12 protein-coding genes are annotated in these 15204 nt (G+C 39.5%); 8 read left to right on the top strand and 4 right to left on the bottom strand.

What is annotated here, in order from left to right; all coding sequences use genetic code 11:
* Positions 1-94: 94 nt before the first annotated feature.
* The 3 genes from BGP15_RS04105 to BGP15_RS04095 form a co-directional block, all read right to left on the bottom strand.
* On the bottom strand, positions 95-583 hold the full coding sequence (locus BGP15_RS04105) for a DUF805 domain-containing protein (RefSeq protein WP_115046082.1): 489 nt from the start codon (positions 581-583) through the stop codon (positions 95-97).
* 232 nt (positions 584-815) lie between these two features.
* Positions 816-1538, bottom strand: a complete 723-nt coding sequence (recO, locus tag BGP15_RS04100) for a DNA repair protein RecO (RefSeq protein ID WP_286768792.1) — start codon at positions 1536-1538, stop codon at positions 816-818.
* Positions 1522-1773, bottom strand: coding sequence for a signal peptidase (locus BGP15_RS04095; RefSeq protein ID WP_112375183.1), 252 nt, complete (start codon positions 1771-1773; stop codon positions 1522-1524). The genes recO and BGP15_RS04095 overlap by 17 nt, the downstream gene beginning before the upstream one ends.
* 217 nt (positions 1774-1990) lie before the next feature.
* On the opposite strand from BGP15_RS04095, the gene rpmB reads away from it, so the two are divergent.
* From rpmB to BGP15_RS04060, 7 genes are all read left to right on the top strand, one after another.
* Positions 1991-2224, top strand: a complete 234-nt coding sequence (gene rpmB / locus BGP15_RS04090; protein WP_046672597.1) for a 50S ribosomal protein L28 — start codon at positions 1991-1993, stop codon at positions 2222-2224.
* Between the two features lie 76 nt (positions 2225-2300).
* The gene (rpmG, locus tag BGP15_RS04085) at positions 2301-2483 is read left to right on the top strand and encodes a 50S ribosomal protein L33 (protein WP_002998409.1); all 183 of its coding nucleotides are present in this window, start codon (positions 2301-2303) and stop codon (positions 2481-2483) included.
* A gap of 51 nt (positions 2484-2534) precedes the next feature.
* Positions 2535-2696, top strand: coding sequence for a DUF4295 domain-containing protein (locus tag BGP15_RS04080; protein WP_070562566.1), 162 nt, complete (start codon positions 2535-2537; stop codon positions 2694-2696).
* 139 nt (positions 2697-2835) lie between these two features.
* Positions 2836-3798: a signal recognition particle-docking protein FtsY gene (gene ftsY / locus BGP15_RS04075; protein ID WP_046672598.1), complete on the top strand. Its 963-nt coding sequence runs from the start codon at positions 2836-2838 to the stop codon at positions 3796-3798.
* Between the two features lie 18 nt (positions 3799-3816).
* Complete coding sequence (rimO, locus tag BGP15_RS04070) at positions 3817-5154, top strand: 30S ribosomal protein S12 methylthiotransferase RimO (protein ID WP_286768791.1); 1338 nt, start codon at positions 3817-3819, stop codon at positions 5152-5154.
* A gap of 362 nt (positions 5155-5516) precedes the next feature.
* Positions 5517-7106, top strand: a complete 1590-nt coding sequence (gene bshC / locus BGP15_RS04065) for a bacillithiol biosynthesis cysteine-adding enzyme BshC (protein WP_286768790.1) — start codon at positions 5517-5519, stop codon at positions 7104-7106.
* Between the two features lie 293 nt (positions 7107-7399).
* On the top strand, positions 7400-10579 hold the full coding sequence (locus BGP15_RS04060) for a TonB-dependent receptor (protein WP_286768789.1): 3180 nt from the start codon (positions 7400-7402) through the stop codon (positions 10577-10579).
* A gap of 141 nt (positions 10580-10720) precedes the next feature.
* Here the strand turns inward: BGP15_RS04060 and ctlX are convergent, their stop codons facing one another.
* A complete protein-coding gene (gene ctlX / locus BGP15_RS04055) occupies positions 10721-11671 on the bottom strand; it encodes a citrulline utilization hydrolase CtlX (protein WP_112375186.1) in 951 nt (316 codons plus the stop codon).
* A gap of 575 nt (positions 11672-12246) precedes the next feature.
* Between ctlX and gcvP the strand changes: the two genes are divergently transcribed.
* A complete protein-coding gene (gene gcvP / locus BGP15_RS04050; RefSeq protein ID WP_286768788.1) occupies positions 12247-15120 on the top strand; it encodes an aminomethyl-transferring glycine dehydrogenase in 2874 nt (957 codons plus the stop codon).
* Positions 15121-15204 lie beyond the last annotated feature (84 nt).

Genomic DNA, 15204 nt, shown 5'->3' with positions numbered 1-15204 from the left:
TGCTTTTCACTATAGAAAACTGGTTTAAGAGGGATAAAAAACAGCATAAAAAAAGCTTTCACAATTGTGAAAGCTTTTTTTATGCTGTTAGCATCTAAGCAAAAGGATCTTTATCAGGTGCTGGTGGCGTAGGATTTGATGGTTGTGAACTTCCAAATGGGTCCTGTGGCCGAGAAGAACCGAAGGGATCTTGGCTTTGAGTAAAAGGATGATTTGTTACGTTTTCCAGCGCTTTGGGATCTGGACCATATTGATTTGAAGCCTTGTCGCCTTCCAGTACCAATAAGTAAAGCAGGTAGATCCAACCAATAAATGGAATCAATGCAACTAATATAAACCAGCCTGATTTATTGGTGTCATGTAATCTTCGGACCGTAACGGCTATTCCAGGAATTAGTAAAGCTAAACTTACTAAACCTGAGACATACGTAAATAAGCTTGCAATTTGTCCAAGTATTGCAAATATTGCGCTAATGATGAGATTTGCAAGGAAAAACATCCAATATTCCTTACGGCGAGCCCTTCCTTCAAAGTTGGCATAGTTGTCTCGAACAACCTTTAAAAAGTTTTCTTTAAGTTCCATATTTTAAGACTTTTTTAGGTGAAAATGATGCTAGTAAATCAAAATGTTATTTCAATTTTGTTACAATAAATGTACCAAGAATTTATCCGAGAGATCAATTATTATAAAAGGGTAAGTGTTTGGAAGAGCTACAGTTGCTGCGCTTGCGCAAAAGAATAGCCGCGTTCATCCGCCTGTTTTGGATCTAAAGGCAGCATAGAATTCGCTTTCAAAGGAGAAAGCTGTGCGTAGCTTATCTAAATATTTCTTCGAGTATATAGAGCGATTTTATTTCTTTAAAATTTGTGCGGTGGAGACGATAGAAGTCGAGCACTTTTTCCAGCAGGAATTGTCGATCAGAAGCGGTCATTTTTATGCGGTCACAATTCGAATATTCGGATTCGATTAAATTTCTGAAAATTGACGTATGTGGTTCCTGTAATACAAGCGGGTGTTCAGGAAGGCTATCGGAGAAGGTAGCTTCATGAAGATTAAAATAAGGGTGGGCCTGTTTTGATTCAGCGGGATAAAACCCGAGAAAGCGGGTTAGCTTGATTAAAAAAACAAGATGGAAATTGGCCAGATTTAAATGCGTTTCATCTAGCCAACATACAGACTGATGGATGAATTCAAAAAGATAATCGTCATTTTCTTGTTCCTTCAGAATTTTATAGAGTATTTCATTCAGAAAAAGTGCGAGCGAGCTTTTAACAATATCATAAGGTATTTCTTGCAAGACAGGGACTTGACGCGCTTCGGAGATCCGCAGTAAAGAACCATTATCTTTATGTGTAGCGACAATTTCCAGTAAATGTAAGGGTTGAAGAATATTGGCCTTGATCTTTGCTTTGGGCTTCCTTGCGCCCGTAATGAGATAGGATTGCATACCAAACTGTTCGGTGTATATCTGCGCCACAAGGCTACTCTCCGAATAGTTGGTTGTTTTTAAGACTATACCCCTAGTTTTGTTCAGCATCTCCTTCTTTATCTTTTTTATGCGATTCTTCACGCATCTCCATAATGGCATTTCGGTCTACCTTACGAATCATGCGATAGATTAAAGTCAGGACACCGATACTAAATGCAATAACTCCGACAAGCATAGCAAGTTTATACCAGTTGGAACGCTGTTCCATGAGATAATATCCCAAGATCACAAGTACGACACCAATGATTATTTCCCTTAAGCCCTTGCGAAGATATTTGTTCATAAATGTGAATTGTTGAAAACTATTTTTCTTTACAGAGCAAATATAATACAATAAAATCCTTTATTTTTGCCCTTACCATTCCTATGTAGAACTATTTTTAAAAATAATTCCAATTATCTTGTTGCTTATCCAAAAAAAAATATAGATATTTGCAAACTCTTTGCAGAGAGTGCAAAGGATTAACATATTGTAATAAAGACAACAAAAAAATAATATCATGTCAAGAATTTGTGATTTAACAGGCAAAGCGGCGTTAACAGGAAATAACGTTTCTCACTCAAACGTTAAAACTAAACGTAAATTCTATCCAAATTTACAAACGAAACGTTTTTACATTCCAGAAGAAGATCGTTGGATTACGTTGAAAGTATCTACTTCTGCTATCAAGACTATCAATAAGAACGGGATTACAGCAGCGATCAATAAATTTATCGTTAAAGGGTCAATCTAATTGATTGTCGCGCCTGTTACATTAAGATTATTCATGAATTTCAATCCTATAATAGGATTCAAAATAAAGTAAAACAATGGCTAAAAAAGGAAATAGAGTACAAGTTATCTTAGAATGTACTGAACACAAAGAAAGTGGTCTTCCGGGAATGTCTCGTTACATCACTACTAAAAACAAAAAGAACACAACTGAGCGTTTGGAATTGAAAAAATTCAACCCAGTATTGAGAAAAGTTACTGTTCATAAAGAAATTAAGTAAGTCACACATCTTAGCACTTGAAAGAGAGGCTAAGTAAAATATTAATATACCATGGCAAAGAAAGCAGTTGCATCGTTACAAAAAGGTGGCGGTAAAGAATTTACAAAGGTTATTATTACTACTAAATCTGCAAAAACTGGCGCGTATACTTTCAAAGAAGGTATGGTTCACAACGATAAAGTGAAAGACGTCGTTGCTGCAGCTCAAAAATAACGAGTAGCATTTTCCTTTTTTAAAGTTTTTCTTTAAAAAGAATTCGATAAAAATAGCCGTTTTGGTATCCTACCGAAAGGGCTTTTTTTGTTGAGGACATTTGTTTATATTTGAACATCAATTTTCACTACTACACTCCATGGGATTATTTGATTTTTTTAAGAAAAAACCACAAACACAAGAAGAAGAACAGGCCTTAGATAAAGGTTTGGAAAAAACAAAAGAAGGCTTTCTTTCCAAGATTACAAAAGCTGTCGTTGGTAAATCAACAGTAGATGACGATGTGCTGGATAATCTGGAAGAGGTTTTGGTTACTTCTGATGTTGGGGTTACGACTACCTTAAAAATCATTGATCGCATACAGGCCCGTGTTGCCCGAGATAAGTACGTTTCTACTTCTGAGCTCAACAATCTCCTGAAAGAAGAAATTCAAACGCTACTGGCAGAGAACAATAGTGCTGATTTCGAGAATTTCAATTATGGCGATCATAAACCATACGTTATTATGGTTGTAGGTGTCAATGGGGTTGGCAAGACAACGACTATTGGCAAACTGGCTCATCAGCTGAAACAAGCTGGAAGCAAAGTTGTATTGGGGGCAGCGGATACCTTTCGGGCGGCTGCTGTTGATCAACTTAAATTATGGGGTGAGCGTGTTGGCGTGCGTGTTGTCGCTCAGGCCATGGGCTCGGATCCTGCTTCAGTGGCTTATGATACCGTGAAATCGGCAGTAGCAAATGGCGAAGATGTGTGTATCATTGATACCGCAGGCCGTTTGCACAATAAGGTTGGGCTAATGAATGAGCTCACGAAGATTAAGAATGTTATGCAAAAGGTTGTTCCTGGTGCACCACATGAAATCTTGTTGGTCTTGGACGCATCAACAGGGCAAAACGCCATTGAGCAATGTACGCAATTTACACAGGCAACCGATGTGAACGCTTTAGCATTGACGAAACTCGATGGAACGGCGAAGGGCGGGGTGGTTATTGGTATATCTGATCAATTTAAGATCCCGGTGAAATATATTGGTGTAGGTGAAAAAATTGGTGATCTTCAGTTGTTTAACAAAAAGGAATTTGTCGACTCCCTTTTCAAATAGAGTCTACCGTCTAATCATATGAAGACAAAATACGCGAAACCAGCCCCTTTGATAAATAAACCACGTGTCAATGTGGTAACCTTGGGCTGTTCGAAAAATATTCACGATAGTGAAGTCCTGATGGGCCAGTTAAAGGGCAATCAGATGGAAGTCGTGCATGAAGCATCCAATATACAAGCGAATGATATTGTCGTAATCAATACCTGCGGTTTTATTGATAATGCCAAACAGGAGTCAATTGATGCGATCTTACAATATTCGGATCTAAAAGATCAGGGTAAAATCAACAAAGTGATCGTTACAGGTTGTCTTTCTGAGCGATATAAGCCGGAGTTACAGGCTGAAATCCCCACTGTTGATGCCTTTTTCGGTACGAACGATTTACCGGAGCTATTGTCATCCATTGGTGCTGATTATCGACACGAGTTATTGGGTGAGCGCTTATTGACAACACCTTCGCATTTTTCTTACTTTAAGATCGCTGAAGGTTGTAACCGACCATGTTCTTTTTGTGCAATTCCCCTGATGCGTGGTAAACACGTTTCTAAATCCATTGACGATCTTGTCAAAGAGGCAAAATTTCTTGCGTCGAACGGCACGAAAGAATTGATTCTGATTGCACAAGACCTGACCTATTATGGCTTAGATATTTATGGAAAGCGCAATCTTTCTGATTTAATGCGCCATTTGTCAGATGTTGATGGTATCGAATGGATCAGACTGCAGTATGCCTATCCTTCGGGTTTCCCAATGGATATTTTGGACGCAATGAACGAACGTTCGAATATCTGTAATTACTTGGATATGCCACTACAACATATATCTGATCCGATGTTGAAGTCTATGCGAAGAGGTACAACAAAACAGAAACAGATTGATCTTGTCAACGCAATACGTGACAAAGTTCCAGATATCGCTTTGCGTACAACATTAATTTGTGGTTATCCAGGTGAAACTGAACAGGATTTTCAGGAGATGTTGGATTGGGTTGAAGAAACCCGTTTTGACAGATTAGGGTGTTTTACCTATTCTCACGAAGAAAAGACGCACGCACATTCTCTGGAGGACGATGTGCCACAGGAAGTAAAAGAAGGACGGGTGGAAGCCATCATGGAAATACAGCAAGGTATTTCGTACGATATCAATCAGTCTAAAATCGGTAATACCTATAAAGTACTGGTTGATCGGGTAGACGGCGATTACTTTATTGGCCGGACAGAATACGATTCTCCGGAGGTCGACAATGAGGTCTTGATTCCCGCGGTAGATTCTTATGCACGCATTGGTGATTTTGTTCAAGTAAAAATCGACCGAGCTGAAGATTTCGATCTATATGGTGAGATTGTAAGGAAATAAGTATAAAAGCTTATAGATGATAATATAAACAAACGGGCCTCCCTTGACTAAGGGAGGCCCGTTTGTTTATAGGCAATTGTCAGTAAAATGATATAATTTAAAAGCGGGACAAGCTTTTTGTGAAAATTCACTATTTTGTCGGGGCAAACTAGATACATTTGTAAACGTACAATCCCCATTTTAAACAATCTATAGCCGTTTAAAATCAGATTCAAGAAAGCCTGTAGTTTCAGGATGAATCAGCCTTCTGATTAAAATTGAAAATAGGTTCTATTAACGAAAAAGATTCACTGCCATGTCAGGTTGCTTTGGGGGATTTTCGTTATCAATTAAGAATAGAGAATAATTAATAAAATTTGCAGATGAAGGCAACTTATATTGAATATAGTGAAACAAATAGCTTCTCCAAGACTTTATTAGCCTATTTGGCACATGATGAAGCCTTAAAACCTTTTGTTGGGAATTGGCCTACCTGGGCTGGTTTTGAAAAGCAATTGAACGAAAAGAAGAAATTTGAACACAGGGAGATTCTTGTTGAGCGTCTTAAAAAACAATATGGCGAACTATTAAAGGATTCTCCTGCTGTAGCGGCCAATATAGAACTGTTGCTTGACCAAAATTCCTATACCATTACAACTGGGCATCAGCTCAATATTTTTACAGGGCCTTTATATTTTATTTTTAAAATCATGACGGCAATACGTTTGTCTGAAGATTTACATGCCAAGCATCCTGATAAAACGTTTATTCCAGTATATTGGATGGCAACTGAAGATCATGATTTTGAAGAGATCAACCACACCAAAGTCTTCGGTAAGAAAATTGCTTGGGATACTCCTGCTGTTTCTGCTACAGGGCGAATGGATACCGCAACAATCGTTGATGCTGTGAAGCAGTACACCAATATTTTAGGGCTTTCCGAAAATTCGACCAGGCTGACACGCATTGTAGAAGAAGCCTATTTGAACCATGATCGATTAGCAGATGCAACACGGTATATGGTCAATGAGTTGTTTAAGTCTTACGGTCTTTTGATCGTCGATGCGGATGACCGGGAATTGAAGGAACTGTTCAAGCCAATTATTAAGGAAGATATCTTCTCTGAAAAAAGCTTTAGGGCAATAACAGCGCGATCGGAAGAGTTGGAATCAAAAGGGTTCTCTACCCAAGTGCATGCCCGTGAGATTAATTTCTTTTATTTGACGGACGAATTTAGAGAGCGTTTAGTACTGACTGCTGACGGCCGATACGAAGTATTGCACCAGCATATTTATTTTACCAAAGCAGAGCTGGAGCAGGAGATCGAGCGTTATCCAGAGCGTTTCAGTCCAAATGTGGTCATGCGACCGATGTATCAAGAAATTATACTTCCCAATCTTGCTTATATTGGCGGTGGCGCCGAAATGGTCTATTGGATGCAGTTAAAATCCAACTTTGACCAATATCAGGTAGACTTTCCAATTTTGATCCCTCGTAACTCAGCAATGATTACCGAGGACAACGTTGCAGCTAAGTTGTTTCGTGTTGATCTTACATTTAAGAGTATCTTCCGGCCGGCAGAAGTGCTGAAAAAAGAGTATGTTCGACGTCATACCAAAGAACGGCTGAATCTCAATGACGAATGGATGGAGCTGAACGCCATTTTTGGTAAGATAAGGTTAAGAACTCATAAAATAGATCCAAGTTTGGGTCCTAGCACTGAAGCCGTAAAAGCACGGTTAAAGAAAGCGATCAATAATTTGGAGAAAAAGCTGATGAAAGCTGAAAAGCGGAACCATCAGCATGCTTTAACGGATATTGATAACGTGAAGGAAAAGCTTTTTCCGGGTGGAGGACTGCAGGAGCGCTCTGAAAATTTCGCTTTGCTTTATGTCAAATATGGTGATAGCCTCTTTAGGGACCTTTACAAGTACTTTAATCCATTGGATTTTAAGTTTACGATTTTATATTAGAAAGTCAGCCTCGGCTGACTTTTTTGTGATATTATTGGCCAGAAAGAATTTTCAGTTTGCGTTCTTTTTGTTACTGTCTGCTAAATCATGATGTTTGCAGTATCGGGATATTTCTATCCCTAAGTTAAAATACTTTTGTTGCCTGTTCCGATATTGTCTTTTTTTTTCTAAAGAAGTTTCATTTTGTTTATATACACGTTGAAATGCTTTGTTTATAATTTCATAATATTTCGTTTAGCTCCTGTTAACAGTTCCGATGTAGTTTTGCTTTCATTATCACAACCAACAACTAAATGAAAGAATTTCTACTTACAACGTGTGCCATCGCACTTGGAACAGGGTTGTACGCACAAACGACCCAAGCCGGGTTTTCCGGAAAGATTACGGACGAGAACAACAAAGGGGTTCATGGTGCTTCCATCGAAGTGCGGAATGAATCGACCGGTTTCACAACGAAGACCTCAACCAATGCAAATGGTGATTTCAACTTTAAGGAGTTGCCTTTAGGTGGTCCCTATACCGTCAAAGTAACTTATATAGGTTATGGCGAACAAGTTCGTTCGGGATTTAATTTAAATCAGGGTGATATTGTACGCTTGACCATTCCTATTCAAAACACGTCGAATGTATTGGAAACTGTTGAATTAACAGGAATAAGTACGCTAAAGAATAAAATAGAAAATCTAGGTGCCGCTACCGCGGTTACAGCCAAGGATATCGCGAAGTTGCCTGTCAACGGTCGGAATTTTACGTCGCTAATGGATCTGTCTCCTTTGAGTAAGGGAGATAATATTGGCGGCCAATTGGGCTCTTCCACCAATTTTACCATCGATGGTATGAATGCCAAAAATCCGACTTCTGCAGGTTCGACAACCAGCCGTAGCGGCGCACCTTTCTCCATCTCGATAGAAGCAGTCCGGGAATTTAAAGTGGTTACCAATCAATATGACGTGACCTACGGAAGAGCGGGCGGAGGAACCGTTAGTGCGGTGACCAAACAGGGAACAAATCAAACGCACGGAAGCGCTTGGCTTTATTCAAGGGCCGATTGGTTGTCCAGTCCCTACGATATCAGAGGAAACAAACGAAGCAATGATTTTTCTACCTATCAATATGGATTTACATTGGGCGGTCCGATCATTAAAGACAAATTGCATTATTTTGTTGCATGGGATCATCAACGGGATGCCCGCCCACTGATTATTGCGGATATCAATTCTGAGGCCGACGAGAAGAGATTTAATGTTACTAATGCCACCTTGGATGAGTTTGTTAATATTGGACGTAACAAGTATGGATTGGGCAATGAACGTCAATATGGCGCTTTTGATAAAAAGCGAGGGTCTGACGCGATTTTTGGAAGAATTGACTGGCAAATTAATGAGAAAAACTTATTGACGATCCGAAATAACTTTACAAGTGACAATAATAAGTTGGGATTACAGGATAATAAGCCAATTACTTTGTATGAATCTTATGGAAATGATAAAAACATTGATAACAGTCTATTGGCAACTTTGCGTACGACTATTTCATCTAAGGTAACGAATGAATTGAAAGTACAACATCTCTATACCTATCAAAAAAGTAGCCCAGGAGATCTTTTACCAAGTCAAAATATTCCCCGTGCAATTGTAGAGGATGCAGTATCTAAGGTCGCTGGAGAAGATAAAAAGACCACATTGCAATTGGGCGGACATCGTTTTGCACAGGAATCTTTTAAAAATAATGTATTTCAGCTTGTTAATAATATCTATTACAGTACCGATAATATCAATTATACCTTTGGGGTCGACTTGATGTATACCCATGCAAACTCGATTTATGGAAGTGAGGTCAATGGACGCTTTCACTTTAGGCCGAGTGATGGAAAGACAGCCATGCAAAACTTTGACGACATGAAGCCATATGCTTATTATCGTGAAGTTCCTTTGGTAAGTGATCCAGCTGTGGTCGGTAAGATATTCAATGCCGGTGCATATGGTCAGTTACAGACCAAGTTGGCACAGGGGTTGGATCTAGTTGCGGGATTACGATTGGATTATGGTCATTATCCAACCTCTCCTTTGAATGAAGAATTGCTGAAAGAAGTTGGGGTACGTACAGATCATAAATTGAAATCTTTTGTTGTACAGCCGCGTTTCCAGATGACTTGGGATGTGAATGAAGAACGAAAGGACTTTTTCCGGATAGGAGCAGGTGTTTTCGCTTCAGATATTAACAATTATATGACCATCAATAACTTGACTTTTGACGGTAAGCATTTTGCGACGGTTGATGTCCGAGGTAATGATGTACCTACACCTAATTTTGTGGGCTATAGAAAGGACCCGTTAACAACACCAACATTGGCGCAGTTTCAAGTACCTACGATCAATACCTATGGACCCGACGCTAAAATTCCAGTAGTCTACAAGGCAAATGTATCTTATACGCATTTCTTCACCGAAAAGTTAAAAGCGAGTCTTTCAGGGTATATGAATCTTGGGCGTAATAACTATATGTATGTGGATCGTAATATGGTGAAAGATCCGTTCTTCAGATTAGCGAATGAAGACAATAGGGGAGTTTTTGTTCCTGCGGCATCGATTGTTGATGGGGCTCCGGATTGGAAAAAAGGAAGGATTTCCAATAAATTCGGCCGCGTACTAGAATTGAACTCTGAAGGAAAAGTGAATCAGTTTGCAGTCGTATTGGATGCAAGTTATCAATATTACAAAGATGGATCTATATCGGTTAGCTATACCTGGAATGATGCGAAAGATAATACTTCTTTCAATGGAAACGTGGCGAATACAGCGACCTTATCTTTGGCAGTAAAAGATGATCCGCGCGATTTGAGCAAGATGAGTTATTCGAACAATCAATTCCGCAATAAGATTGTGATCTATGGCACTTTACCAACATTTTATGGTGTCAGCGTGGGAGTACGGTACTCCGGTATTGGCGGTACGCGATACAGTTTGTTGGCCGGCGGAAATATAAATGGAGACTTTGTTGCTGGGGACAATGATCTGGCCTTTATCTTTGATCCCAATAATCCCAATACGTCAAAACAGCTGATTACTGGATTGAATAATTTGTTGAATAATCCAGAAGCGAGTCAGAGCCTTAAAGATTTTATTAAAAAATATCAAGGTAAAATAGCTGAGCGTAATGGTGGAGTGAATGGTTTTTATGGCTTGATCGACCTTAGAATCGCTAAAAAATTCAATTTATATAAAAACCATGCATTGGAGGTATCGGGAGATCTTTTCAATGTTGCCAACTTATTTAAGAAGACTTGGGGCGTAAATGAGTCTTTGGGTAATCAAAATCTATATGCTTTAGGCGGAAAGGATGCCGCGGGAGAGAAATTGGTGCCTTTTGATGTTACGAAACAGCAGTTTAATTATAATGTAAACAACTCTGGAATTGTATCACCTTCGGGTAACCCTTATCAATTCCAATTGGGATTAAGGTATTCGTTCTAATCACATAAAACGATATAAAATACACTTTTCATGGCGAATCCCTCAAAAGCAATAGTTTTGAGGGATTCGTCTTTTATATTCATTAGATCTAAGCTTATCGAGGTCTACATGCAATAGGGTTTGTAGGCAGATCTTTAATCGCTATACAAGGACTTTTTCTTTCGGAAGAAAAACTTCGGCCATCATGTGGCGTACACTTCCACCACCACATGTTTCGATAACATGAAGATCCTGATGAATAATTTTGCCATGCTTTTCTAATTGCGCTGTTTGGTATAAAGTCAATGAGGATAAAGCCTGATTGCTCAGGACAATAAACCGATTCCCATATTTATTTCTTACCTGTAGGCAGTTTGCCGCAAAAGATTCGAGTTGGTTCTCGTTGATTTCAATGATCTCCTTGCCTGTATCTTTCAAACTCTTCAGTAGGGTTTTGAGCTCGGCGGGATCGTCAATTGCCTGCGGACATAAGATGGCAAAGTCTTCGCCTACGGCTAGCACCACATTGGTGTGATAGATAGGTCTCCGCTCTCCATGGACAGTTTGGAAGGCGTGAAATACAACAGGTGTATAGTTTTCAGTTCTGCAATATTCATCGAGCATACTTCTGTCCGCCCTTTCGGATAAGGCACAGTAGGCTATACGGTGAGCTCGGTCCAAAACGAGTGCGCCAGTGCCCTCCAGATATTGTTTATTGTTTTCGGCTTCACTGAGATCCTTAGTCAGTTTTACATAATAACCGTTTTGCTTCAATGGACCTTCGAAATCCAATAAATGTTCTTTTCGACGATTTGGAGCAAACATAGGATAGAAAATTATTTTTCCATCCTGATGAAAGGAGACAATATTATTGGGGAATATACTGTCGGGGCTTTCTGATTTTTCGTCGTCCTGAATGACAGTCACCAAAATTCCATGTGACTTCAATTCATTTACTAGCGCGTCAAATTCTCCTTGCGCTTCTTTGTTGACTTCTTCTGTACTGAGATTTTCGATATCCTTTTGGAAGAAGTTGTTGACCGCAGTCTGTTCATTTTTACGGAAGACAGAGGGTCTTACTAAAAGAACGCTGTCTGTTACCTGTTTTCTCATGGTTTATAATCGTTACTTCGCTGTTTTATATTCGTTAAAAAGAAATGATATTCGTTTTTTGTGATAATTTACATTTGTCAAAAGAGATGCTTCCCTAGCTGGATAATGTTTTCTTTGTTAAGATTTCTGATCGCAACATACCCTTGATATCAGTTGTTCTTAGCAAAAAAGTGTATATCGTTATTTCGAAGTCACTTTACAATTGGTACATATACTAATTTATTGAAAATTCATGGGCATTGCAAAAAAGGATAGTGAAGTAATGAAAGAAATGCGGGGGTGAAATAGCAGATAACCTTATCTTTTTTTAAAATTGTGGCAAGCGATTGTTGTATTGTTTGTTATATTTATAATGAACAACTTGTATGTTTGAGGTTATTCCAAAAATTAATTGACAAAGACAATCGATTGCATTTCGGTAGCTCAGTAAAACTGACTTTTTATCCACTTTTTTGCTTCGTTTTCAGTCATTTATTTTGCTATCTTTGCTCATCCAAAAAACGACTGTTTATAAGAGAGTTAATTGCCTAATTATTATGTCGCTAACTATCTATAAGCGTTAACTTTTTGCACACATGAGCAATATACACTTCCAAGAAAAATTCGAAAGTCGCCACAATGGCCCAAGTCCAGTTGAAGCGAATGAAATGTTGGCTAAATTAGGCGTTTCGTCAATTGACCAGCTTATTGACCAAACGGTCCCTTCTCAAATTCGTGCTCCAAAGCCTTTAAATCTTCCCAAAGCATTGTCTGAGGTAGCCTATTTAAAGCGTATTGCGGAAATCGCTGAGAAAAATAAAGTTTTTAAATCTTTTATTGGTCAAGGTTACTACGATGTAATCCTTCCGGGCGTCATTCAACGCAATGTATTTGAAAACCCAGGATGGTATACGCAGTATACGCCTTATCAGGCGGAGATTGCACAAGGTAGGTTACAAGCTTTATTGAACTTCCAGACTGTAATTTGTGATTTCACAGGTTTAGAAATTGCCAATGCTTCTTTGTTGGATGAAGCTACGGCTGCAGCTGAAGCCATGTTTATGCTTTATTCAGCTCGGAAAAATAAAGATGCTAATGTTTTCTTGGTGTCGAACAATGCCTATCCGCAGACGATTGATGTATTGAAGACCCGTGCTTTGTCTTTTGGTATCGAGCTTAAAATTGCGGCTATTGCTGAATCAGAATTAACAGACGATGTATTTGCTGCATTTGTTCAATATCCTGCTGCTGATGGCTCCATTGTCGATTATAAATCATTTGCGGCTACAGCTCACAGTAAGCATATTACCGTGTGTGCGGCGGCAGATTTGATGAGCTTAGCATTATTAACGCCTCCGGGAGAATGGGGTGCAGATGTTGTTGTTGGTAATTCCCAACGTTTTGGTGTACCGATGGGCTTTGGTGGTCCTCATGCAGCCTATTTTGCGACACGCGACAGCTTTAAACGTAATATCCCTGGTCGTATCATCGGTGTTACTTCCGATTCAAATGGAAAGTATGCATTGCGTATGGCTTTGCAGACTCGTGAACAGCATATCCGCCGTGATAAAGCTTCTTCTAATATTTGTACTGCACAAGCTCTTTTAGCGATTATGGCTTCTTTCTATGCCGTATACCATGGCCCTGAAGGAATCAAAAATATAGCCTCACGTATCAATGCATTGGCTAGCCTGTTGGATCAAGCAATACAATCATTGGGTTATACGCAATTGAATGCAGCTTATTTTGACACACTACGTGTAGACTTAGGTGGTCATGCTGGTGCTTTGAAATCTGAAGCATTAAATAACGAATTAAACTTCTATTACAATGGTTCGGAAGTTTCAATTGCTATCGACGAAACAACGACATACGAAGATATCAAGACAATTGTCAAAGTATTTGCTAAAATTCAAGGTAAAACATTGAATGACGTAGATTTCGATGCATTGGAAGAGAATTTAGGTTCTTCAATTCCTGCCGATTTAGTACGTACTTCTGCCTACTTAACACATCCAAACTTTAATAGCTATCATTCTGAACATGAGATGTTGCGCTATATCAAATCTTTGGAAGCAAAAGATTTATCGCTTTGTCACTCGATGATTCCATTGGGGTCATGTACGATGAAATTGAATGCTACAGCCGAAATGGTACCAGTTACTTGGGCGAGATTTGGCGGTTTGCATCCATTTGCTCCTGCAGATCAAACTTCTGGATATATGCAAATGATTGGCGAATTGAACGATTGGTTGTCTGAGATCACTGGTTTTGCAAAAATGAGCTTCCAACCAAACTCAGGAGCACAAGGTGAGTACGCTGGTCTGATGGTTATTCGTGCTTACCATGAAAGCCGTGGTGATCACGGACGTAATATCTGTTTGATTCCTGCTTCTGCACACGGAACGAACCCTGCTTCTGCTTCTATGGCTGGATTGAAAGTGGTTGTTGTGAAATGTGATGAATTGGGAAATATCGATATTCCAGATTTAAGAGCAAAAGCGACTGAACATGCTGCAAACTTGAACTCACTGATGGTGACTTATCCTTCTACACACGGTGTATTTGAAGAGTCTATTATTGAAGTCTGTGAAATTGTTCATGCAAATGGTGGTCAGGTTTACATGGACGGTGCGAACATGAATGCACAGGTTGGATTGACAAGCCCAGGCCATATTGGCGCTGATGTTTGTCACTTGAACCTCCATAAAACATTCTGTATTCCTCACGGTGGAGGAGGTCCAGGTATGGGGCCTATCGGTGTTGCAAAACACTTGGTTCCTTTCTTACCTAACCACGAAGTGGTTTCTACTTCTGGTGAAGAGGGCATCTCTGCCGTTTCTGCAGCTCCATTTGGTTCAGCATCAATCTTGCTTATTTCCCATGCCTATATTTCAATGATGGGTGGTGAAGGTTTGACAAATGCGACAAGAACAGCAATATTAAATGCAAACTATATTAAAGCGCGTTTAGAAAATGCATATCCAGTACTTTATTCAGGTACTAACGGACGTTGTGCACACGAAATGATCTTAGATTGCCGTGGATTCAAAAACTTTGGTATCGAGGTTGCAGATATTGCAAAACGTTTGATGGATTATGGTTTCCACGCACCCACTGTTTCTTTCCCTGTTGCAGGAACATTGATGGTTGAGCCTACGGAGTCTGAGTCTAAGGCTGAATTGGATCGTTTCTGTGATGCATTAGTTGCTATCCGTGAAGAGATCGCAGCGGTTGAAGCAGGAGAGGTAGATCAAGCTAACAATGTACTGAAACATGCACCACATACAGCTTCGGTTGTAACCGCAGATGAGTGGGACAGACCCTACAGCCGTCAAACAGCCGCATACCCATTGGAGTATGTAAGAGAACGTAAATTCTGGCCTTCGGTAGGACGTGTAAACGACTCTCAAGGTGACCGTACATTGATTTGTTCGTGTCCATCAATTGAAGAGTACGCCGAAGCATAGTCTCGGTAGCTATAATATAATGAAGGCCTCTATATTCGTATAGGGGCCTTTTTTTGTGCAATCTGTTCAGGTGCATGGGTAAAA

The organism is Sphingobacterium sp. 40-24 (assembly GCF_001899705.1).
In the GTDB taxonomy this organism is placed as follows: Bacteria; Bacteroidota; Bacteroidia; order Sphingobacteriales; family Sphingobacteriaceae; genus Sphingobacterium; species Sphingobacterium multivorum.
The sequence above is the reverse complement of the archived record's forward strand: the minus strand, read 5'-3'. Positions and strand labels throughout refer to the sequence as shown.

What these genes read in the sequence shown, in the direction of transcription:
- rimO (WP_286768791.1), top strand. Translation starts at nt 3,817, where the DNA reads ATGAAGACAAAATACGCGAAACCAGCCCCTTTGATAAATAAACCACGT.
- BGP15_RS04060 (WP_286768789.1), top strand. Translation starts at nt 7,400, where the DNA reads ATGAAAGAATTTCTACTTACAACGTGTGCCATCGCACTTGGAACAGGG.
- ctlX (WP_112375186.1), bottom strand. Translation starts at nt 11,671, where the DNA reads ATGAGAAAACAGGTAACAGACAGCGTTCTTTTAGTAAGACCCTCTGTC.
- BGP15_RS04080 (WP_070562566.1), top strand. Translation starts at nt 2,535, where the DNA reads ATGGCAAAGAAAGCAGTTGCATCGTTACAAAAAGGTGGCGGTAAAGAA.
- ftsY (WP_046672598.1), top strand. Translation starts at nt 2,836, where the DNA reads ATGGGATTATTTGATTTTTTTAAGAAAAAACCACAAACACAAGAAGAA.
- rpmG (WP_002998409.1), top strand. Translation starts at nt 2,301, where the DNA reads ATGGCTAAAAAAGGAAATAGAGTACAAGTTATCTTAGAATGTACTGAA.
- gcvP (WP_286768788.1), top strand. Translation starts at nt 12,247, where the DNA reads ATGAGCAATATACACTTCCAAGAAAAATTCGAAAGTCGCCACAATGGC.
- bshC (WP_286768790.1), top strand. Translation starts at nt 5,517, where the DNA reads ATGAAGGCAACTTATATTGAATATAGTGAAACAAATAGCTTCTCCAAG.
- BGP15_RS04105 (WP_115046082.1), bottom strand. Translation starts at nt 583, where the DNA reads ATGGAACTTAAAGAAAACTTTTTAAAGGTTGTTCGAGACAACTATGCC.
- rpmB (WP_046672597.1), top strand. Translation starts at nt 1,991, where the DNA reads ATGTCAAGAATTTGTGATTTAACAGGCAAAGCGGCGTTAACAGGAAAT.
- recO (WP_286768792.1), bottom strand. Translation starts at nt 1,538, where the DNA reads ATGCTGAACAAAACTAGGGGTATAGTCTTAAAAACAACCAACTATTCG.
- BGP15_RS04095 (WP_112375183.1), bottom strand. Translation starts at nt 1,773, where the DNA reads ATGAACAAATATCTTCGCAAGGGCTTAAGGGAAATAATCATTGGTGTC.